Annotated in this window: 17 protein-coding genes and 1 pseudogene; 8 read left to right on the top strand and 10 right to left on the bottom strand. The window is 69.0% G+C overall.

The genetic code is table 11. The features are described 5' to 3' along the window. Positions 1-8 precede the first annotated feature (8 nt). Positions 9-1,046 (bottom strand): GTP-binding protein, encoded by a 1,038-nt coding sequence (locus tag AB0N66_RS00220; protein ID WP_365427254.1) that lies wholly within the window; start codon positions 1,044-1,046, stop codon positions 9-11. Positions 1,047-1,515: 469 nt separating this feature from the next. Here AB0N66_RS00220 and AB0N66_RS00215 point away from each other — a divergent pair, with 469 nt between their 5' ends. Both AB0N66_RS00215 and AB0N66_RS00210 read left to right on the top strand, forming a co-directional pair. Beyond that, positions 1,516-2,040 carry a DUF6082 family protein gene (locus AB0N66_RS00215; protein WP_365426157.1) on the top strand — a complete coding sequence of 175 codons (525 nt, stop codon included), beginning with the start codon at positions 1,516-1,518 and terminating at the stop codon, positions 2,038-2,040. Between the two features lie 132 nt (positions 2,041-2,172). Continuing rightward, the gene (locus tag AB0N66_RS00210) at positions 2,173-2,409 is read left to right on the top strand and encodes a hypothetical protein (protein WP_365426154.1); all 237 of its coding nucleotides are present in this window, start codon (positions 2,173-2,175) and stop codon (positions 2,407-2,409) included. Positions 2,410-2,697: 288 nt separating this feature from the next. Here AB0N66_RS00210 and AB0N66_RS00205 read toward each other — a convergent pair whose 3' ends face one another. Beyond that, positions 2,698-3,864, bottom strand: a complete 1,167-nt coding sequence (locus AB0N66_RS00205; RefSeq protein ID WP_365426151.1) for a citrate synthase/methylcitrate synthase — start codon at positions 3,862-3,864, stop codon at positions 2,698-2,700. A gap of 115 nt (positions 3,865-3,979) precedes the next feature. Between AB0N66_RS00205 and AB0N66_RS00200 the strand changes: the two genes are divergently transcribed. The 5 genes from AB0N66_RS00200 (at position 3,980) to AB0N66_RS00180 (ending at position 10,467) form a co-directional block, all read left to right on the top strand. Further along, on the top strand, positions 3,980-5,239 hold the full coding sequence (locus tag AB0N66_RS00200; protein ID WP_365426149.1) for a citrate synthase: 1,260 nt from the start codon (positions 3,980-3,982) through the stop codon (positions 5,237-5,239). A gap of 99 nt (positions 5,240-5,338) precedes the next feature. Next, the gene (locus AB0N66_RS00195) at positions 5,339-6,283 is read left to right on the top strand and encodes a sucrase ferredoxin (protein ID WP_365426146.1); all 945 of its coding nucleotides are present in this window, start codon (positions 5,339-5,341) and stop codon (positions 6,281-6,283) included. Between the two features lie 458 nt (positions 6,284-6,741). After that, the gene (locus AB0N66_RS00190; protein ID WP_365426143.1) at positions 6,742-7,476 is read left to right on the top strand and encodes a translation initiation factor IF-2; all 735 of its coding nucleotides are present in this window, start codon (positions 6,742-6,744) and stop codon (positions 7,474-7,476) included. Positions 7,477-7,882: 406 nt separating this feature from the next. After that, entirely contained in the window at positions 7,883-9,790 is a 1,908-nt protein-coding gene (locus AB0N66_RS00185) for a sensor histidine kinase (RefSeq protein WP_365426140.1), read from the top strand. Further along, on the top strand, positions 9,787-10,467 hold the full coding sequence (locus AB0N66_RS00180) for a response regulator (RefSeq protein WP_365426137.1): 681 nt from the start codon (positions 9,787-9,789) through the stop codon (positions 10,465-10,467). Before AB0N66_RS00185 ends, AB0N66_RS00180 begins: the two co-directional genes overlap by 4 nt. A gap of 151 nt (positions 10,468-10,618) precedes the next feature. Here the strand turns inward: AB0N66_RS00180 and AB0N66_RS00175 are convergent, their stop codons facing one another. The 6 genes and pseudogenes from AB0N66_RS00175 to AB0N66_RS00150 form a co-directional block, all read right to left on the bottom strand. Continuing rightward, positions 10,619-12,211 carry a cation acetate symporter gene (locus AB0N66_RS00175; protein ID WP_365426135.1) on the bottom strand — a complete coding sequence of 531 codons (1,593 nt, stop codon included), beginning with the start codon at positions 12,209-12,211 and terminating at the stop codon, positions 10,619-10,621. Further along, a complete protein-coding gene (locus AB0N66_RS00170; RefSeq protein WP_365426132.1) occupies positions 12,208-12,696 on the bottom strand; it encodes a DUF485 domain-containing protein in 489 nt (162 codons plus the stop codon). Before AB0N66_RS00170 ends, AB0N66_RS00175 begins: the two co-directional genes overlap by 4 nt. 104 nt (positions 12,697-12,800) lie before the next feature. Further along, positions 12,801-13,478 (bottom strand): response regulator transcription factor, encoded by a 678-nt coding sequence (locus AB0N66_RS00165; protein WP_365426129.1) that lies wholly within the window; start codon positions 13,476-13,478, stop codon positions 12,801-12,803. Then, positions 13,475-14,630, bottom strand: a pseudogene (locus AB0N66_RS00160) (sensor histidine kinase). Before AB0N66_RS00160 ends, AB0N66_RS00165 begins: the two are co-directional and overlap by 4 nt. Next, positions 14,627-15,154, bottom strand: coding sequence for a DUF1453 domain-containing protein (locus AB0N66_RS00155; protein ID WP_365426126.1), 528 nt, complete (start codon positions 15,152-15,154; stop codon positions 14,627-14,629). The pseudogene AB0N66_RS00160 and the gene AB0N66_RS00155 overlap by 4 nt, the downstream one beginning before the upstream one ends. 667 nt (positions 15,155-15,821) lie before the next feature. Further along, a complete protein-coding gene (locus tag AB0N66_RS00150) occupies positions 15,822-17,945 on the bottom strand; it encodes a DNA topoisomerase IV subunit B (protein ID WP_365426123.1) in 2,124 nt (707 codons plus the stop codon). A gap of 439 nt (positions 17,946-18,384) precedes the next feature. On the opposite strand from AB0N66_RS00150, the gene AB0N66_RS00145 reads away from it, so the two are divergent. Then, entirely contained in the window at positions 18,385-18,615 is a 231-nt protein-coding gene (locus AB0N66_RS00145; RefSeq protein ID WP_365426120.1) for a hypothetical protein, read from the top strand. Positions 18,616-18,756: 141 nt separating this feature from the next. Here the strand turns inward: AB0N66_RS00145 and AB0N66_RS00140 are convergent, their stop codons facing one another. Both AB0N66_RS00140 and AB0N66_RS00135 read right to left on the bottom strand, forming a co-directional pair. Beyond that, positions 18,757-19,575: a serine protease gene (locus AB0N66_RS00140; protein WP_365426118.1), complete on the bottom strand. Its 819-nt coding sequence runs from the start codon at positions 19,573-19,575 to the stop codon at positions 18,757-18,759. 134 nt (positions 19,576-19,709) lie between these two features. Then, complete coding sequence (locus AB0N66_RS00135; protein ID WP_365426115.1) at positions 19,710-21,248, bottom strand: RNA polymerase sigma factor; 1,539 nt, start codon at positions 21,246-21,248, stop codon at positions 19,710-19,712. Positions 21,249-21,430: the final 182 nt, after the last annotated feature.

Here is a 21,430-nt window from a genome sequence, read left to right as displayed (position 1 = left end):
GGGCCCGGCTATTCGGAACCCTTGTCCTGTACGTAGCGGAGGACGCCCCACATGCTGTGTTCGTCGGCGTGTGGGGCGTCCTCTTTGCACGCCTCCAGTTCCTTGGCCAGGGCAGCCGTGTCGATGCCTGAGCCGATGAGGACGAGTTGGCTGAGTCGCTCGTCGGCACCGGACCCGGGCCAGGGTTCCGGGTAGAAGCGCAGGAACCGTCCTACGGCGTGCACGGCGTAGCGATTGACGCGATCGTGGGCGCCGAAATCGACGTACCCCTTGATGCGGTAGAGCCCCTCGGGCCTGCTGTCGAGGAAGTCCAGCAACCGCCGCGGGCTGAGCGGGACTTCGGACGTGAAGGAGAGGGACTGGTAGGCGGAGTGCAGGTGAGCGGCATGACCGTGCCCTTCATCCCCTTCGCGCTCATGGAGATCGTCGAAGGACAGCTGCCCGATGCGCTCCTCGGTCGGCCGGCAGTCGAAGAGGAACTCGGGATCGATCCGGCCGTAGCTGGCGGGTACGACGGCGGCACGGCCGGCGAGTTCCCGCACGACGCGGAGCACCCGCTCGCCCTCCGCCGCCCGGTCGATCTTGTTGACGACGACCAGATCCGCGAGAGCGAGATGCCGGTCGATCTCGGGATGTTTCTCACGCGTGCCGTCGAACTCGGCGGCGTCGACGACCTCGACGAGCCCTCCGTACACGATCCGCGGATCCTCACTCGCGAGCACCATCCGTACGAGTTCCTGAGGCTCGGCGAGCCCGCTCGCCTCGATCACGATGACGTCGATTCGGGCCGAGGGCTGAGCCAGCCGCCCCAGATAGACGTCGAGTTCACTCGCGTCGACGGCACAGCACAGGCACCCGTTGCCCAGGGAGACGGTCGAGTCCCCCAGCGCCCCGGCCACCGCCATCGCATCGATCTCGATCGAGCCGAAGTCATTGACGACGGCCCCGATCCGGCTGCCTCCGCCCCGGTGCAGCAGATGGTTGAGCAGGGTGGTCTTGCCGGAGCCGAGGAAACCGGCGAGGACGATGACCGGGATCTGCCGCACCGCGGGCTCCCCAGCCGCAGTCTCCTCGGCTGCGGGCTGCTTGCCCGGGATCGGCTGCACCACGGTCTCCCCTGCCACGGACTGCTCGCTCGGGATCGGCTGCGGACTGTGCTGGCTCACGGGCGACCTCTTTCACACCGGTGCGTACACCGGCTCGGAACCGGCTCTCGTACGAGTGCGGCTCACACACCGGCACGCGTACGAGGAATGAATGCCGACCAAGGATACGAGTGGGAGGAATCGTCGCGAAGTGAACGATTGTTAGCGGCGCTCGCGGGGCACACGTTGGGCAAGGCGCCGAGAAACGCGACCCGCACTTCCCTCCGTGCGCCTCCTCTCCGCCTCCCTGCCGATCAGAGCCGCTCGGCAAAACTGGGAGACGGCAAGCGCGCCGCCCACCGCTCGCCGGTCCTCCCTGTCGCCCCACAACCGACGACCGGCGGAACGGTCGCCTGATTCGGGGGTTGACATGGTCACACAGAGTTCTGGGATACGCGGGTTGGGGTCCGCCGCCGCGGCGGGGCTCGCCTTTGCAGCAGGAGCTCTCGCGCTCCTCACAGCGCAGCAACGCAAGCACAACGAACTAAGGCTGCGAGTCGAGCAGCAGCGCATGCACTTCCAGCTGCTGAGCATGGCCATGGACGACCCTGAGCTGGCGGCCGTGATGAGCACCGTCGATCTCAGCGCCGACCCCGTCGAAGCACACGCCGGCCTGCGTCGCCAATACCTCTTCGCGAACGCCCTGTACACGAACGCCCTGCAGACCTACCGCGCAGGCGATGTCAACTGGCAGGAGCTTTACGGCCACGTTCGGGTGCTCTGCCAGAGCAGAGTCTTCCGCAACTACTGGGAAGCCACCCGCCACCACCGGGACAGCCTCGACCCGTCGTCGGACGAGGCACGCGTAGGCCGAATGGTGGATGACCTTGTCCGTGATCTGGATGAATCCGACACCGAAGAGTGGTGGGTCGTAGGCGAGCCGCCGTCGGAGTAGAGCTGACGTTTGAGGGGTGAACAGCCAATCGGAGTAGGCCAGTTGGCCTAGAGGGGGGCGACGTTTGAGTGGGTAATGAGTCGGCTAGGGTTTCTCCGTTTTCACTGTCTAAACCTGAGGACCGGGATCCCCTTGAAAATCATGCGCCGCATCGGTGCATCTCCACGCGAACGCGGCAGTCTGTCAGGCGAGACGTGCCCGGACATCTTTGAGCTCAGCGACGGAAATTTCGCCGTCATCGGCACAGAGGCGACAGCGACTCTCGACAGCCAACTCCCCCATGACGCCGCGCGCGCGGACTACGAACGCATCGTTGTCATCAGCCGCGAAACGCTCATCCGCGCAAAGTTGGACATCCCTGACAAGTGAAGCGGTCGCAGGGCCGATACAGGGCACGACCCTGGTCCGTCGAGATCCATCGGTCACCCCGACCCATCTCCGGAAAACGGCTCCTCTCCCCGGCCCGCCCCACACTTACCCCACACACGCCCAGCGCAGCACCCCCTGACGCCAGAGGGCCCGAGCAACGCCGCCGCCCATCCCGCACGGCGCCGCTCGACACCAGCTTCCTGAGGTCCAGCACCGATCGGTGCTGGACCTCTTGCGTACCGGGGTCTGTCCTCCGACCTGCTCCGCCGGACAGGCCCTAGGCCAGCCCTAGGCCATGCTCGGCACTGCCACCGGCGGAACCGGCCCCACATACCGAGCCGCCGGCCGAATGATCTTCGGGTCCTCCGCCTGTTCCAGGATGTTCGCGCTCCAGCCCACCACGCGGGCAGCGGCGAACGTCGGCGTGAACATCTCGCGGGGCAGGCCGCACAGTTCCATGACCACGCCGGCGTTGAACTCCACGTTGGTGTGGAGTTCGCGGCCGGGCTTGAGCTCGGCAAGGATCGCTTCCACTTGGCGCTCGACCTCCACGGCGAAGTCGGCCAGCGGGCCGCCGAACTGCCGCGCGATGTCGCGGAGCATGCGCGACCGGGGGTCTTCCGTGCGGTAGACGGGGTGACCGAAGCCCATGATGCGTTCGCCGGCGAGGACGCGTTCGCGGATCCACGTGTCGATGCGGTTGGGGGTACCGATCGCATCGAGGGCGTCCAGGGCGCGGCTCGGGGCACCGCCATGGAGGGGGCCCGAGAGGGCTCCCACAGCGCCGACCAGACAGGCCGCCACATCCGCCCCTGTCGACGCGATCACCCGCGCTGTGAACGTTGACGCATTGAATCCGTGGTCAATGGTTGAGATGAGGTAGCGCTCGATCGCCCTCGCACGCGCAACGTCCGGCTCTGAACCAGTCAACATGTAGAGGTAGTTGGCGGCGTACGCGAGGTCCTCGCGTGGCTCTACCGGTTCCAGCCCCTGGCCCAGGCGGTACAGGGCGGTGAGCAACGTGGGCACGGCCGCGCACGCGGCGAGGGTGTCCGCGCGACGCCGGCCGGTGTCGATGTCGTACACCGGCCGGAACCCCAGCGACGCGCCCAGCAGGGACAGTGCGGTGCGCAGTCCGGCGAGCGGCCCGGAGTGTCCGGTTGCGGCAGCGATCGCGGGCAGTGCGGCACGCACGTCGTCGGGCAGTCGTCGCAGCGCTGCGGTCTGCGCGGAGAAGACGGCGCTCTGAGCCGCGTCCGGCAGTTCACCGTGCACCAGCAGATGCCAGACGTCCTCGAAGCCGCGGGTCTGCGCGAGTTCGACGGCCGAGTACTGACGGTAGTGGTAGAAGCCCTCCAGCCCCCTGACGTCACCGAGCTCGGTGTCGGTGACGACGACGCCCGCGAGTCCTCGCGGTACGTCGACAGAGATGTTCGCGGCCCGGTTGATCGACATGTTTCCTCCCTGGACTTGATCCGACTGTCCATGCTTGATTCAATCCTTGTCAATATTGATTGAATCAATGTGCCGATCCATGGATACGGTGGCACGCATGAAGGATGTGGCACGCATGAAGGATCAAGAAGCGGCAACACCAGGGGACGAAGGCCGACGGCTCAGCACCAGGGAAACCGCCGAACTGCTCGGCGTGAAGCCCGAGACCGTCTACGCCTATGTGAGCCGCGGTCAGCTCGGCAGCCGACGCGAACCCGGCGGCCGTGGAAGCACGTTCGACGCCGAGGAGGTGGAGGCGCTCGCGCGGCGCAACAGGCGGGACACCGGCGGAAGTCCGAGCACCGGCGGCGAGCTGTCCGTCCGTACGGGCATCACCCTGATCGCCGAAGACCGGTACTACTACCGCGGCGTCGACGCGACCGAACTGGCGGCCCGGCACACCTACGAGGAGATCGCCGAGTGGCTGTGGACCGGAGAGCTGCGCCCCGGCGTCCGGTTCAGCGCCCCGGAGGCAACCGTCGCCGCCACGCGCCGCGCCGTCGACGCGCTGCCCGAACACAGCGGTCCGACGGACCGGCTGCGCGTCGCCGCGATCGCCGCGTCGGCCAACGACCCGCTGCGCTACGACCTCTCCGAGGACGCCGTCCTCGGCACCGCACGCACCCTCATCCCCACCCTCGTCGCCGCCCTCCCGCCGATGCGGTACGACCCTCGCGACGACGGCCCACTGGCCCACCGCCTGTGGACACGGCTCAGCGGCCGCACACCCGACGAGGCGTCACTGCGTGTGCTGGACACGGCACTTGGGCTGCTCGTCGACCACGACCTGGCCGCCTCCACGCTCGCGGTGCGGGTCGCCGCGTCTGCCCGGGCACACGTGTACGCGGCCGTGTCGGCGGGCCTGGGCGTCCTTGAAGGCCCCCTGCACGGCGCGGCCAGCGGACTCGCGCACCGGCTGCTCCTCGATGTCCTGGAACAGGGCACCGCGGCCCCCGTGATCGCGGACGAGCTGCGCGCCGGGCGTCGTGTCCCGGGGCTCGGCCACCGGCTCTACGCCGGCGAGGATCCACGCGCGCGTGCCCTCTTCGCCCTCCTGGAGGCGGTTCCCGGCGCGGCACCCGCCCTGGCGGCGGCCCGCGACATCGTGGCCACGACCGCCCGCCACAGGCCGCTGCACGCCAACGTCGACCTGGCGCTGGCCGTCCTGACGGTCGCCTCCGGCATGCCCGCCTCGGCGGGCGAGACAGTCTTCGCCATCGCCCGTACGGCGGGCTGGATCGCTCACATCCTGGAGGAGTACGGGGAGCGCCCGTTGCGTATGCGTCCCAGCGGTCGATACGTGGGCGCGCGGCCGCCGCAGCCGCTCCCCGGGTGAGCGCCTCCGCACGCCGACGCGCGCTGAACGCGCCCGAAGTGCGCCCCCGTCCCAGGGGCCGGAAGTCGCCCCGCCCGAAGTCAGGTTAGGCTCACCTCTGTGAGTACGTGCACGACCGCGTCCCTCCACCTCGACGAGCCCCTGGCAGGGACCGCGGCCACCGCAAGGACATGGCTGCTGCTCGAACAGCCCGGTCCCTGGGGTGCCAAGGCGCTCACTTCGAGCCACCTGGACCCCGCGCTCGGCCGCGCCCTCGAAGCCGCCGCGCAGGACACCGGCGTACGGATCGCACTCATCCGGCGCCCCGGACGACACGCCGACTTCGGGCCGCCGGCCGAACGCCACGTGTATGCGGCCCACACCGCTCCGGGAAACGTATGGCTGCACAGCGCCATGACGTCCGACCCCGAGCAGCTGCTCAACCTCGACTTCACCGCGCTCGGTATGGGCGACCATCACACCTTCGACGCCGCTCTTGGGGGTCGGTCCCACACTGGCGACCCACTCGCCCTCGTCTGCACCAACGGCAAGCGCGACCGCTGCTGCGCCCTGCTCGGCCGCCCCCTCGCCGCCGAGCTCGCCGCCTCCGGTGTGGACGGCGCCTGGGAGGTCACCCACCTCGGCGGTCACCGCTTCTCGCCCACCTTGCTCGTCCTGCCGTACGGATACGCGTATGGGCGGGCCGAGGCCCACGCCGTCAAGGAGATCCTCCAGGGCGTCCGGGAGGGGCGTGTGGTCACCGAGGGCTGCCGCGGGAACTCCGCCTGGGAGAGGCCCGGACAGGCGGCCGAGCTGGCCGTGCGTACGGCCGCTCGTGAGCACACCGCGGACGCCCTGAGCGTCGTCCACACGGACGGCGAGGCCCCGCGCTGGGAGGTGACCGTCGCCCACACCGACGGCCGCGTGTGGCGCGTCGTCGTAGCCCAGGGCGCCTCGCTCCCGCCCCGCCCCGAGAGCTGCGGCTCGGCCCTGGGATCACCGGCCCGGATGGACGTGGTGTCCGTACGGGAACTGATCCCGGCCGTGCTAGCCCTGCCCTGCTGACCAGCTCCACGGCCGAGAGTCGCGTACCGCGCCCGCCACCATATGTCCCACGCGCGGCGATCCTTTGAGCCGACCGACCCGACCGCTCCTGACCAACGAGCAGGCGGCTTCGTACGGGCCCCGCGCTCGCCCCCTCCACCTCCACCGAACGGCCATACCCATCGGGTACGCCCGGCCGCCGACCGCCCGCCCGCCCGGCAGGAAACGGCGAGTCGGCTTGAAGCCCTCCGCCGGGCGGAGGGCGATCGTGAGTGGGACGCTGCCGGCCGTCCTGCTGAAACCGGCGTGACCCGCGACCAGACCGACACAACCATCGGGTGGCCAATGGTTGTACCGCTGGTCCCCAACACCGGGATTGCGCCCATGTCTGATCGCCGCACCCGCTGAGTACGATCACCTACGCCGGTCTGAGTACACGAGCGGTTACCCGCCGCGCGCGGCGCCGGAAGGGTGGTCGCATGCGCCGACTGCTGCTGATCGCCCCACTGTTGCTGTTCATCGCCGGTTGCGGGGTGGTGCAGTCCTCCGAGAACGAGGCGACCGACGCCGCACGGGAGGTGGCCAGGAAGGCGGGCGAGCGGCTCTACGGCCAGCGTCCGCGCACGGCGGAGGAGGTCGGGCGCTCCGCCTCCGGCATCGACGGGGTGGAGGTACTGCGGGTGACGGGTACCTCGACACACGACGGGGACGGCATCGAAGTGGTCGTCCGCACGTCCGGCTCGGCGTACAACGGATGGCTCGACCCTGAGGAGGTCGACGTGCGGCGCTGTTTCGCGGTGCGGGTGTCGCCCAAGTCGGAGTGGGGTGAGGATCCCCGTGATGTGGACTGCCCGGACGGCCGTCCGCTGACCTTCGCCCCGCCCCCCGAACCGCCCCGGTTGCCGTACGAGGAGCTCCGCGCGAAACTTCCCCGGGTGCCGGAGGGCGGCCGGGTGGACGAGGCCGAGGTGCGCCGTACGCTCGCCGCCCTGGATCTGGATCCGGCGATCCATGCCGAGGTGAAGGCGGACGGCGGCAAGGTCGGCGTTCTCCTGTTGGTAAAGGGCAACCGCTTCGACCCGCAGGACTGCCTTCTTGCCCGCGTGGGCCCCGGCGCCACCGAGGTGTGGGTGCCGCCCCGGATCCAGCGGATGCTTGGAGAGGGTGGCTGCACCGTCGGCAACGCCCTGGACCCGACACCGTCACCGCACTGAACGGGGTTACCTGGCTCCCTCGGGCCACAGGCCCACGTGCCCCATCAGGACCGGCAGCCGGGGCGACGCGGCGCGACCGCCGCGAAGCGCGCCGGCCGGACCAGGGCGATCCGTACTGGCTGTGGGACAGCACCACCACGCGCCGCTCGGCGGCGACCTCGGAGCCGGCGCGTAAGCGGGCGAGTCCGACTCGACCTAGTACACCGAGGGATGCAGCTTCCGATCACCTGGGCACCTCCAGCAGATCCGTCAGTCATTCCCCCGCCTGCCGATCGTGCGGAGGGTGCACGGCGTAGTCAGCAGCCGTCCTGGATGCTTCCTGTCCCGGCCCACAAACACGGCGATCAGGAGATCCACGCCACACCCCCCTACGGCAAAACCCACCCACCGCCGTACCGTCATAGCCATGAGCCCCACTCCCCCCGTACGACGACTGCGCCTCGGTCTGCCGCGGCGGGTGTTCTCGCAGGTACTGCTGATGCAGGTGGCGATCGCCGCCGGGGTCGTCGTACTCGCGACCGGGCTGTTCCTCGCCCCGCTCAGTGCACAGCTGGACGACCAGGCGATGCGCCGCGCGCTCGCGATCGCTCAGACCGCGGCGGTCCAGCCGCAGATCGCCGAGGACCTCCGGACGACACCACCGTCCGTGGACGGGCCCGTACAGGCCGAGGCTGAGCGGATACGGAAGGCCAGCGGGGCCGAGTACGTCGTGGTGATGAACACGGACGGTGTCCGCTGGTCGCACACCGATGCCACGCAGATCGGCAAGGTCGTCTCGACCGATCCCAGCCAGGCCCTGGCCGGCAAGGACGTCATGGATATCGACGACGGCACTCTGGGCCGCTCCGCCCGCGGCAAGGTGCCACTGCGCGACGCCGACGGCGACATCGTCGGCGCGATCTCGGTCGGCATCGAGTACGACAGCGTGCGGGCCCGGCTGATCCACGCGATCCCCGGACTGCTTGCGTACGCCGGCGGCGCTCTGTCTGTCGGTGCGCTGGCCGCGTATCTGATCTCCCGCCGGGTCCAGCGGCAGACCCGTGACCTGGCCTTCTCCGATATCTCGGCGCTGCTCGCGGAGCGCGAGGCGATGCTGCACGGCATACGGGAGGGCGTCGTCGCGCTGGACCGCGGCGGCCGCGTACGCCTCCTCAACGACGAGGCACAGCGCCTGCTGGGACTCGACGGCGAGGCCATCGGCAGGCCGCTCGACGACGCACTCGGACCGGGCCGTACGACCGATGTGCTGGCCGGCCGAGTCACCGGCACCGACCTGCTCACCGTCCGCGGCCAGCGTGTCCTGGTCGCCAACCGGATGCCCACGGACGACGGCGGCGCCGTGGCCACGCTGCGCGACCGCACCGAGGTGGAGCAACTCGGCCGCGAACTCGACTCCACACACGGCCTGATCGACGCCCTGCGCGCCCAGGACCACGAGCACGCCAACCGGATGCACACCGTCCTGGGGCTGCTCGAACTGGAGATGTACGACGACGCCAAGGAGTTCGTCGGCGAGGTGGTCGGGGACCACAGGGTCACCGCCGAACAGGTCACTGAAAAGGTTCACGATCCGCTGCTCGCCGCCCTGTTGGTCGGCAAGTCCTCGGTCGCGGCCGAGCGCGGCGTGGCCCTGTGGATCTCGGACGCGACTCTCCTGCCGGATCGGCTGGTGGACCCGGGGGGACTGGTCACCGTCGTCGGTAACCTGGTCGACAACGCGCTCGACGCCGTCGCGGGCACGCCCCACGCGCGCGTGGAGGTCGAATTGCGCGCCGAGGGGCGTACCGCCGTACTGCGAGTACGGGACACCGGGCCCGGAATCCCGGAGGATCGGTGGGAACTGATCTTCACCGACGGATGGTCCACCAAGAAGCCCCCCGCCCACGGCAAGCGCGGAATCGGTCTCCCCCTGGTGCGCCGACTCGCCGAACGGCAGGGCGGCAGCGCGCAGGTGGCCGAGGCCGACGGCGGGGGCGCGGAGTTCACCGTCGTACTGCCGGAGGCACTCAGGGAACCGGGGTTCGAGCCGGAGTCGGGTTCCGCACCGGACGTAGGGCAGACGCCCTATGCAGGTCGTACACCCGGTGCAGATCATGCGCCGGACACCGGCCGCGCACCAGCTGTTGGCCACACCCCGGACGCGGGTCTCATACCGGAGGCAGACCTCCAGCCGGAGGCAGGCTTCACACGGGAGGCAGGCCTCGCACCAGCGACAGACCCCCGGCCCGTGCCCAAGCCGCACCAGCCTCCGGAATCCGCCACCGCCACCGCCACCGTCACCACCACCATGGATGCCAAGGAAGGGTCGCGATGATCGAGGTCCTGGTCGTGGACGACGACATCCGGGTCGCGCGGGTCAACGCCGCGTACGTGGCGAAGGTGCCGGGCTTCCATGTCGCGGGCGAGGCCCACAGCGCGGCCGAGGCGCTGAGCCGGATGGAGGCGCTGCCCCACCTGGACCTGGTCCTCCTGGACCACTATCTGCCGGACGACACGGGCCTGTCGGTTGTCCAGGAGATGCGCCGACGCGGCCACCAGACCGACGTCATCATGGTGACCGCCGCCCGTGACATCTCGACGGTCCAGGCGGCGATGCGGCAGGGCGCACTCCAGTACCTGGTCAAGCCGTTCGCCTTTGCGGGCCTGCGCGCGAAGCTGGAGGCGTACGCGGATCTGCGCCGCACCCTCGACGGCGGCGGGGAGGCCGAACAGGCGGAGGTGGACCGGATCTTCGGCGCCTTGTCGGCGAGTACGGAGACAGACCTGCCCAAGGGCCACTCCCCCACGACCGCGGAGCTCGTACGCCGCGCCCTGGTGAAGTCCGAAGGCCCTCTGTCGGCCCAGGAGATCGCGGAGGAGACCGGACTGAGCCGGCAGACCGCCCAGCGCTATCTGAAGCTCCTGGAACGCACGGGACGGGCCAGGCTAACCCTGAAGTACGGCGACGCGGGCCGCCCTGAGCATCGCTACGTCTGGGCGACCCGCACTTGAGGACACAGACGAGGACTCCCGGCCGGCCGCCGCCTTCGCCACGAACGCCATGGTCGGTCTTCGGCCGCAACCTCAGTGGTCGACCGCGCCTTCAGTCATCGACCGCACTCTCACAGTCGCCGCCGCACCCTCGAAGTCGCCGGCCGGCCCCTCAGACAGCCCCGGCCCCCGTCAACGACCGCACCTCGGTCTCCGCGTGCTTGGCCTCGTCCGCCGGCTCCGCCGAGGTGACCGTGCCCAGCCAGCCCGCGAGGAAGCCCAGGGGGATGGACACGAGGCCCGGGTTCTGCAGCGGGAAGTACTGGAAGTCGGCGCCCGGGAACAGCGATTCGGGGCTCCCCGACACCACGGGTGACAGCAGCACGAGCACCAGCGCGGGCACCAGACCCCCGTACACGGCCCACACCGCGCCGCGCGTCGTGAAGCTCCGCCAGAACAGCGAGTACAGCAGCACCGGCAGGTTCGCGGACGCGGCCACCGCGAAGGCGAGGCCCACCAGGAAGGCCACGTTGAGATCTCGGGCGAGCAGTCCGAGCGCGATCGCGACCACGCCGATACCGACCGCCGCGGTGCGCGCCACAGCTACCTCGCTGCGCGGCTTGGCCCGCCTTCGTCGCAGCGACGCGTACAGGTCGTGCGCCACGGACGCCGAGGACGCGAGGGTGATTCCGGCGACGACCGCGAGGATCGTGGCGAAGGCGATGGCGGCGACGATTGCGAACAGAACCGTTCCTCCCGTCGAGTTCGCGCCGCCGCCCAGATCAAGCGCCAGCAGCGGAACCGCCGTGTTCCCCGCGGCGTTCGACCCACGCACCGCTTCCGGACCGACGATCGCCGCTGCGCCGAAGCCCAGCACGAACGTCATCAGGTAGAAGCTCCCGATGAGGCCGATCGCCCAGACCACCGAACGACGCGCGGCCCGCGCCGTCGGCACGGTGTAGAACCGCGACAGGATGTGCGGCAGCCCGGCCGTGCCCAGCACCAGCGCGAGTCCCAGGCTGATGAAGTCGAACCGTGCCGTCCAGTCCCCGCCGTACTTCAGCCCGGGCGCGAGAAACGCGTCACCGTGTCCACTTCGGTCTGCCGCCGAACGCAGCAGCTGGTTGAAGTCCCCGTGGAACCGGACCAGGACGAGCACAGTCAGGGCGATGGCCCCGCCCATCAACAGGACCGCCTTGACGATCTGGATCCACGTGGTGGCCCGCATTCCGCCCATCGACACATAGATCACCATGAGCGCGCCGACGCCGATCACCGTCCAGTTCCGCGCCGCCTCGCTCGTGCCCCCCAGCAGCAGCGCGACCAGGCTGCCCGCTCCCACCATCTGCGCCACCAGGTACAGAACGGACACGGTCACCGACGAAGTTCCCGCCGCGATCCGCACCGGCCGCTCGCTCATCCGGGCCGCGACGACATCGGCGAGCGTGAACCGCCCGCAGTTGCGCACCAGTTCGGCGACCAGGAAGAGGACCACGAGCCAGGCCACCAGAAAGCCCACCACGTACAGGAGCCCGTCGTAGCCGAAGAGTGCGATCAGACCCGTGACGCCGAGGAAGGACGCCGCCGACATGTAGTCGCCGGAGATGGCAAAACCATTCTCCATCGGCGAGAACAATCGCCCTCCGGCATAGAACTCCTCAGCCGAACCATGCCGGTTGCGACTCACCCACGTCGTGATCGCCAGCGTCACCGCGACAAACGCGCTGAACAGCAGCAGCGCCAGTGTCTGATGGTTGCCGCTCATCGCTCACCACCTCTGACGCTCCGGGTCAGCTCCTGGGTGTCCCAGCGCAGATCGAGCGCGGGCCGGTCCCTACGCAGCCGCGCATGCCTCGCGTACGCCCAGGTGAACAGGAAGGTGGTGACGAACTGTCCGAGCCCCGCGACCATCGCCACGTTCACCGCGCCGGCAACGGGCCGGGCCATGAAGCCAGGTGCCGTCGTCGCCGTCACCACGTAACCGACGTACCAGGTGAAGAAGACGGCGAAGCCCGGGACCACGAACCTCCGGTACCGGCTGCGCACCTCCTGGAAGGCCGCACTCCGCTGCACCTCCAGATAGACGTCGGCCGCCCCGCCCGTCCGACGCTCCTGCTCCGGGTGCGCGGGCGGCACGGCGGGAGTGGGCGCACCCGTGCCGTCCAACTCACCCCAGCCGGAGGCAAGCGCGTCGTACCAGGGGTCGTCGAACCGGACCTTCCCGGTGTCACGACCGTCGTGCTTCTCCACCGAACTCTCCTTGTCCGCGGCCCGTTTCGGCCGCGTGCCCAAGGATGTGCAGATCGGGAAGATCCCGGACTCTTCTCTCCGCGGTCTTCACTCCATCAGGTGACTCAGCCTGCGGGTGGCCGTACGAGACCCTTCCCATAGGCGTAACGGACTGCCTGAGCACGGTCCTTGACCCCCGTCTTGGCGAAGAGGTTGTTGATATGGGTCTTCACCGTCGCAGTGGAGACATGCAACTCGCGGGCGATCTCCTGGTTGGTGAGGCCCTCGGCGATCAACAGCAGTACCTCGGTCTCGCGCGCGGTGAGCCCGTCCGGCGGCTCCGGGGGCGCGACCGGCTCCGGCTCCGACAGCCGCTCGAGCAGCCGCCGCTGGACACTCGGCGAGAGTCCCGCCTCCCCGGAAAGCACGCTCCGCACGGCTCTGACGATCTCGTCACCTCCCGCGTCCTTGGTCAGATAGCCGCGAGCTCCCGCTCTGAGCGCGGGAAACAGAGACTCGTCGTCCTCGTACGTGGTGAGCACGACAATCTGCGTTCCCGGGTACTCGGCACGGATGCGCCGGGTCGCCTCGACACCGTCGCAACGCGGCATGCGCAGATCCATCAGCACCACATCCGGGGCGAGTTCGGCGACAAGAGCCACGGCCTCGTTCCCATCCCCGGCCGCCCCGACGACTTCGATGCCGGGCAACAGCCCCAGCAGCATCACGATGCCCTCGCGCACCACGGTCTGGTCGTCCGCCACCACGACCCGTGCCGGCTTCCTCCCTTCCCCCTCCGTCATACGGGCACCTTCAGCGTCACCAAAAAAAAACCCCTCCTCGTCCGGCCCGGCCTCCAGGGAGCCACCCAGCAACTCGGCCCGCTCCCGCATGCCCAGCAGACCGTACCCGGCGCCGGAACCGCTGAGCTCACCCTTCGGCCCGCCCGAGTCCCGTACGTCCAGCGTCACTTCGCCCTCGCCGTAGTCCAGCCGAACCTGAACTTTGGCGCCCGGAGCGTGCTTGCGGACGTTCGTCAGAGCTTCCTGAGCGACCCTGCGTACCGCCTGCGAAGCCTCGGCGCCCAACGGCTGCCGTTCACCCGTCACGGTGACGTCGGCACCGTCGGTCGTCGCGACGAGCTCGCTCAGGAAATCCTCAACCGGGGACATCTCGCCGCGCAGGGCGGACAGCGCCTGCCGGGTCTCGGCGAGCCCCTCACGCGCCATCCCCCTTGCCGCCACGACCCGTTCGAGGATCGTCTCCCTGTCGGCACCGCGCTCGATGAACAGACGGGCCGCCTCCAAGTGGACCAGCTGTGCCGAGAGGCTGTGCGCCAGCACGTCGTGGATCTCCCGCGCGATCCTGGCCCGCTCCGCGAGCGCCGCCGAATCCGCCTCCGCCACCCGCGCCGCACGCTCCTGAGCCAGCAGTCGTTGCGCACCCCCCCGCGCCTCCGCGTCAAGGCGCAGCACGTACCCGGCCAGGGCGAGGCCCGCCGTGGTGGCCAGGGTGGTCAGCCAGACATCGTTGTTGACCACCGCGTACGCCCCCAGCGCCACGGAGGTGGCAGGCAGTGCCGCCGCGAGAGGCAACCGTTCAATGGCACTGACGGCGCACCCGCACCACAGGACGAGGGCCGGAACCCGGAATCCGACACTCTGCCCAACCGTCGCTATCCCGAGCAGCAGCACGAGCAGCCCCAGCGAAGGCAACAGCCGGTGTTCGAGCGTGGTCCGCCAGAAAGCCCACGCTGCGGCTCCACACGCAACGACTCCCAGCACACCCGCCGCGACGCCCCAGCCCTGCAGCTCACTGTCGGTGAAGGTCGTCCCCAGGAGAATGCCGACGGCGCCGACACGCGTGGCCCAGGCGAGCAGGCGCCGGGGCCGGGCCACTCCCGCTCGGGAGAGTGCCTCGCGGGAGGGCCAGCGCGTCCAGACGTTCTCCGTCACACACGCTCCTTCCACGGGGCCTGGGGCACGCCGTCACCGTACGCCGCGCCCCGCAGGCTCGCCGGGTGCAAAGAGCGCGACCTCCAGGCCAGAATTCCGGAGCGGACCAGCAGCGTGGCAGCGAGAGCTGCCAGCACCATGGCAGTGGCGTCCTGGTCCACACCGAGCAGGGCCCCGATACCGAACAGACCCACGCGCAGACCTATGCCGACGATCCATACGGCCACGCTCGCCTTGGTGCCCTTGCCCCACACCGTGCCGTCCGGTGCCGCCCATATCCGGGTGGTCCACGCCCAACCGGCCCCGGTGGCCAGGCCGATGAGCAGCTCCGCGCCAAGCAGGAGAATCGCCTCAGTCTGATGGTGCGCGTCGATCAGCCCCGGCTCTCGCAGAGCTATGAAACCCAGAACGGCAGGCAGGATCCACCAGCGCCTGTCCGCACTGATCCTTTGCGCGCGGAACTGGCGCACGATCACCAGAACGACAACGGCGAAGATCGCCAAGGCATTGATCAGCCCAGACATCACGGCCTCCGTGGACGAGGAGCGGATGCCGGCAGCGGGAGCTGTCGACGCCTTCGACGCTACGGAAAATGGCTGATCAGCAGATCGGAGCCCGGGTGGATCACGGGTGGATCTCTGACCGCACCAGACCTCCACCCACGGGTGGAGCCCCACACAACACGGCTGACTCCCAGCCCCCTGAACCGGTGCCGCCAGCTGGGCAAGGACGTTTTTCGCCCCCTCCGCCCCTACCCATCCCGTACCTGGGGGCTGCCGCCCCCAGACCCCCGCCGTCGGCCTGGACGGCCTCGTCCTCAAACGCCGGACAGGCTGAAAGATCTCCCCGGCCGGAGATGAAGAGTGGAGCCCCGGCGAGTGGGCGGGAGCGCGGGTGGGGGGACAGCCCCGAAGACCGCCCAGCCGGAGGTGAAGAGCGCTCCCCGGCCGGAGTTGAGGAGCCCTCCCCGCCGGAGCCGGAGACCGTTGCTGTGCCGCCCGCCCGCAGCCGCGCAGCCGAAAGACCACGGAAGGGGGTGTGCCGGTACGTCCACATGCCCGTCGCGTACATCCGCGTCACCGGACCCCCGCCACCTGCCCAACGCCTGATCCAGCGGCGACGGGCGGGACGTACCGGCACGCCCCCAACCCACCCACCCACCGGACAGCGAACAGCGGACCGCAGCAGCGCCTACGCGTCGATACGAGATCGATCCAACGTAGCCGCCGAGTTGGAAATGAACTCCTTACGCGGCGCCACGTCATTCCCCATCAGCAGATCAAACACCTGCTCGGACGCTTCCAGGTCCGAGATGTTGATCCGCCGCAGGGTCCGATGGCGCGGATCCATGGTCGTCTCGGCCAGCTGGTCGGCATCCATCTCGCCGAGACCCTTGTACCGCTGGATCGAGTCCTTGTACCGCACGTTCTTGCGCTGGAGCTCGAGCAGCGTCTCCCGCAGCTCACGGTCCGAGTACGTGTAGATGTACTTGTCCTGCCCCTTCTTGGGCTGGCTGAGCTCGATCCGGTGCAGCGGCGGCACCGCCGCGAACACCCGCCCCGCCTCGACCATCGGCCGCATGTAGCGCTGGAACAGCGTCAGCAGCAGACAGCGGATGTGCGCACCGTCGACATCGGCGTCAACAAGAAGAATGATCTTCCCGTAGCGCGCCGCGTCGATGTCGAAGGTCCGGCCGGACCCGGCTCCTATGACCTGGATGATCGCCCCGCACTCGACGTTCTTCAGCATGTCCGTCACGGACGACTTCTGAACGTTGAGGATCTTGCCGCGGATCGGCAGCAGCGCCTGGAACTCGGAGTTCCGGGCGAGCTTGGCCGTACCGAGCGCCGAGTCACCCTCGACGATGAACAGCTCGCTGCGCCCCACGTCGTCGCTGCGGCAGTCGGCGAGCTTGGCGGGCAGCGAGGAGGACTCCAGGGCCGTCTTCCGGCGCTGCGCGTCCTTGTGCTGACGGGCCGCGATCCGCGTACGGGCGGCTGCGACGGCCTTCTCCATGACGACCCGGGCCTGCGCGGCGGCATCCCGCTTCGTGGAGGTCAGGAACTCCTTGAGCTCCTTGGACACCACGTTGGTCACGATGCGGCGGGCCGCCGAGGTACCGAGGATCTCCTTGGTCTGACCCTCGAACTGCGGTTCGGCGAGGCGCACGGTGACGACGACGGTCAGGCCCTCCAGCGCGTCGTCCTTGACGATGTCGTCCTCGGCGACGCGCAGCAGCTTCTTGGCCCGCAGTACCTCGTTCATCGTCTTGGAGACGGCCTGTTCGAAGCCTGCGACGTGGGTGCCGCCCTTGGGCGTGGCGATGATGTTCACGAACGACCGCAGAGTCGTGTCGTACCCGGTGCCCCAGCGCATCGCGACATCGACACCCAGCTCTCGGGTGACCTCGGTCGGCGTCATCTGCCCGTGGTCGTCAAGGACCGGGACGGTCTCCTTGAAGATGCCCTGTCCGGAGAAACGGAGGACGTCGCAGACAGGCTTGTCGGTGGCCAGGTACTCGCAGAACTCGCTGATGCCGCCGTCGAAGCGGAAGGACTCCTCGCCCTTGCTGCCGCCCTCGCCGAGCCCGTACTCGTCGCGCACGACGATGGTCAGTCCCGGCACCAGGAAAGCGGTCTGGCGAGCCCGCTGGTGCAGGCCCTCCAGGGAGAGCTTGGCGTCCTTGAGGAAGATCTGACGGTCGGCCCAATAGCGCACGCGCGTGCCGGTGCGGGTCTTGGGGATCCGCTTGAGCTTGCGCAGCCCGCTCGCCGCCTCGAAGGCACCGTCGGCGCCGCCGGTCTTGAATTCTCCCGGGGTGCCGCGCCGGAAGCTCACCGCGTGGGTGTGGCCGCTGCGGTCCACCTCGATGTCCAGGCGGGCGGAGAGCGCGTTCACCACGGAGGCGCCGACGCCGTGCAGACCGCCGGAGGCCGCGTACGAGCCGCCTCCGAACTTTCCGCCGGCGTGCAGCTTGGTCATCACGACCTCGACACCGGAAAGGCCGGTCTTGGGCTCCACGTCCACCGGAATGCCACGGCCGTTGTCCCGCACCTCCACCGAGGCGTCGTCGTGCAGGATCACCTCGATGTGGTCGCAGTAGCCGCCCAGGGCCTCGTCCACGGAGTTGTCGATGATCTCCCAGAGGCAGTGCATCAGACCGCGACTGTCGGTCGAGCCGATGTACATGCCCGGGCGCTTGCGTACGGCCTCGAGCCCCTCAAGGACGAGCAGGTGCCGCGCGGTGTAGTTGGAACCGTCCCGGTCTGCTCCGGTCAGCAACGCTGTGGACGGCACGGACGTCTCGGCGGTCACGCGGTTCGCTCCTCGCTGAATTTAAGATGGGGCCCTTTTGGGTAAGGCCGGGCTTCGGTCGCCGCTCAGAGGGTACCGAGGCCTGGTAGAGCCGTTGTAACGCCACCCTCGCATGAATCCACCCTAGTCCAGGGTCGCATGGGTGTTCGATCCCTCGATGGAGTGAAGTACATATCACGTTCCCTTCGGGGCATGAACCATTTAGGCTCCGGGCACGTCCTCAAGAACAACCGGCAAGCCAGCCGGGAGGACTGACCCTGACAGACAGCGCGAACCCGTAAGACACGAAGACACGTAATACGGCCCATTCGCCGCCACCTGGCAGCAGCCAGCCGCCCCGGAGAGAAATTTTCGAGGAAAGGCCACGAGCGGGAACGTTTTCGGCCTGGTTGGATGTTGACCCTGGTACGACAGCTCGTCGAGCTAGAGAAGAGGCGACGTGACTACTGTTCTGACCCCCGCGAGCCCGCTGACGGCCGCTGACCGCTGCGACCGTTGCGGCGCCCAGGCATATCTGCGCGTCGTCCTCCTGAGCGGCGGAGAACTGCTCTTCTGCGCCCACCACGGTCGCAAGTTCGAGCCGGAACTCAAGAAGATCGCCGCTGAGATACAGGACGAGACGGAGCGACTGACGTCCGTTCCGGAAAGCGTCAACGAAGAAGAACGCTGACACTTCGCATCAACGACGAGCGGGTGCCGGCATCAGGCCGGTGTGCGGGCGGCCACTCCCTGGACACAGGGAGTGGCCGCCCGCATTCGTACCGCCTGGCAGGTCACGCTCAGCGCGCCCGCTTAGTGCCCGTCCGGAGGCTCAGCGGGACCCGCCAAGCGTCCGGACGACCTCGGAGACCCGCGTGTAGACACCGGGGCTCCCTGCGCGCCCACAGCCGCTTCCCCACGACACCAGGCCGATGAGCCGCCCCTGGGCGACCAGTGGTCCGCCACTGTCCCCCTGGCAGGCGTCCCGCCCACCCGTGAGCTCCCCGGCGCACAGCATGGACGTCGCCTGGTAGGTACCGACCGCGCTGCCCGGATAAGCCCTCTCGCAGGCGGCATCGGGGAGCACGCTCACACGCGCGGCCCGCAGGCTGCGCGCATAGTCGCCGCCGCCCGTCGTATCGCCCCAGCCGTAGACCGTCGCGGCCGCACCGGACTCGTACGCGGCGTCCCCAGAGGGCGCCATACGGATGACCGAGCTCTCCGGGAGCGGAGCCGCGAGGGTGAGCACGCCGAAGTCCCCGGCATTCGTATGGCTGTCGTACTCGGGATTGACCCACATGTCGCTCACCGGGATCTCCTTGCCGTCGCTCGACAGCAGGTCTTCCCGGCCGGCGATGACCTTCAGGTCGCGGACCTGCCGCGGCGGAGCCCCCAGCACGTCCACACCCAGACAGTGGGCCGCTGTCAGGACCGTGGACGGGCCGATCACGACGCCTCCGCAGAACTGGCCCGCGCGCGTACCCCCGAACCGGTCACGGCTGGACAGCGCCACTGTCCACGGAGTCTCGGAGATCTCGACCGGAAAGCCGCCGATGATGATGCTGTCGGCCGCCACCGGGGCGGGGGACGCCAGTGGTATCGCGACCGCTGCGGCCGCAAGGGCCAGTGCCGAGACAAAGGGACGGCGCATGCGCGCTCCTCACTCTGGGATGGTTATCGAAAACCCAGAGTGATCCAGTGCGCGGGGGCTCGCACTCCGCGCGTACACGAAAGGGCCCGGCTCCCCCGTGGGAGCCGGGCCCTTTCGTGACGAATTGCCGAGACCTAGTCGAGGTAGTCGCGCAGCACCTGCGAGCGCGACGGGTGACGCAGCTTCGACATCGTCTTGGACTCGATCTGGCGGATCCGCTCACGCGTCACGCCGTACACCTTGCCGATCTCGTCGAGAGTCTTCGGCTGACCATCGGTGAGACCGAAGCGCATCGAGACGACGCCCGCCTCGCGTTCGGACAGGGTGTCGAGAACGGAATGCAGCTGCTCCTGGAGGAGCGTGAAGCTGACCGCGTCGGCCGGGACGACGGCCTCGGAGTCCTCGATGAGGTCACCGAACTCGCTGTCACCGTCCTCGCCCAGCGGCGTGTGCAGCGAGATGGGCTCGCGGCCGTACTTCTGGACCTCGATGACCTTCTCCGGGGTCATGTCGAGTTCCTTGGCCAGCTCCTCCGGAGTGGGCTCGCGGCCCAGATCCTGGAGCATCTGGCGCTGCACGCGCGCGAGCTTGTTGATGACCTCGACCATGTGCACCGGGATACGGATGGTGCGGGCCTGGTCGGCCATGGCGCGGGTGATCGCCTGACGGATCCACCAGGTGGCGTACGTGGAGAACTTGTAGCCCTTGGTGTAGTCGAACTTCTCCACCGCGCGGATCAGACCGAGGTTGCCCTCCTGGATGAGGTCCAGGAAGAGCATGCCGCGGCCGGTGTAGCGCTTGGCCAGGGAAACCACCAGACGGAGGTTGGCCTCCAGGAGGTGGTTCTTGGCGCGGCGGCCGTCCTCGGCGATGATCTCCAGCTCGCGCTTGAGCTTCGGCGCGAGCTTGTCGGCGTTGGCCAGCTTGTCCTCGGCGAACAGACCGGCCTCGATGCGCTTGGCGAGCTCGACCTCCTGCTCAGCGTTGAGGAGGGGGACCTTGCCGATCTGCTTGAGGTAGTCCTTGACGGGGTCGGCGGTGGCACCGGCCACGGCGACCTGCTGGGCCGGCGCGTCGTCCTCGTCGTCGTCGGAGAGGACGAAGCCCTTGTTCTCGGCTCCCTCCTCTTCCTCTTCGCCGGGCTTGGCGCCCGGGGTCTCCTCGGCCGCCTCGTCGTCGACCAGCTCCGCGTCGTCCTTCTTGGCGGTGGTCTTCTTCGCGACAGCCTTCTTGGCGACCGTCTTCTTCGCGACGGCCTTCTTGGCGACCGTCTTCTTGGCAACGGACTTCTGGGCCGTCGCGTCTTCGGCCGAGTCGTCGTCGGCGGGAACTGCCGGGGCGGCGGTGGCGGTGGCCTTCTTGGTGGTCACCGTCTTCGCCGCGACCGTCTTGGTGGCGGTCCGCTTGGCAGGACTCTTCGCTGCGACGCTCTTTCGGGGGCGCTTTGGCTCCGCGGCACTGACCATCAGCGTCACACCCTCTTCCTCGAGGATCTGGTTGAGGCTGCGCAGTACGTTCTTCCACTGAGTGGCCGGAATCTGGTCAGCTTCGAAGGCCCGACGCACGTCATCGCCGGCGATCTGCCCCTCAGCCTTTCCCCGCTCAATGAGCGCCATGACAGAGACGGACTCGGCGATCTCCGGCGGGAGCGTACGGGATGTGCTGGCCGACACGAACAACCTCTCGGAACGTTGGAAAACGGCTTCCGGCCCCGTCCAGTACGGACAGGAACCGACGACCGCCGACTTGGGGATGGGCCGACGGCGCGGGCGGGGGCCGGGAAGATGCACAGCGCCGCAAACGGCGTCTGTATTCCCTCCTCGGCTGCCACCTCTTAGGTCATCGCGCTGCCTCG

The organism is Streptomyces sp. NPDC093544 (assembly GCF_040683495.1).
Lineage (GTDB): Bacteria > Actinomycetota > Actinomycetes > Streptomycetales > Streptomycetaceae > Streptomyces.
Note: the sequence above shows the minus strand (reverse complement) of the source record. Positions and strands in the feature narration are given on the sequence as shown.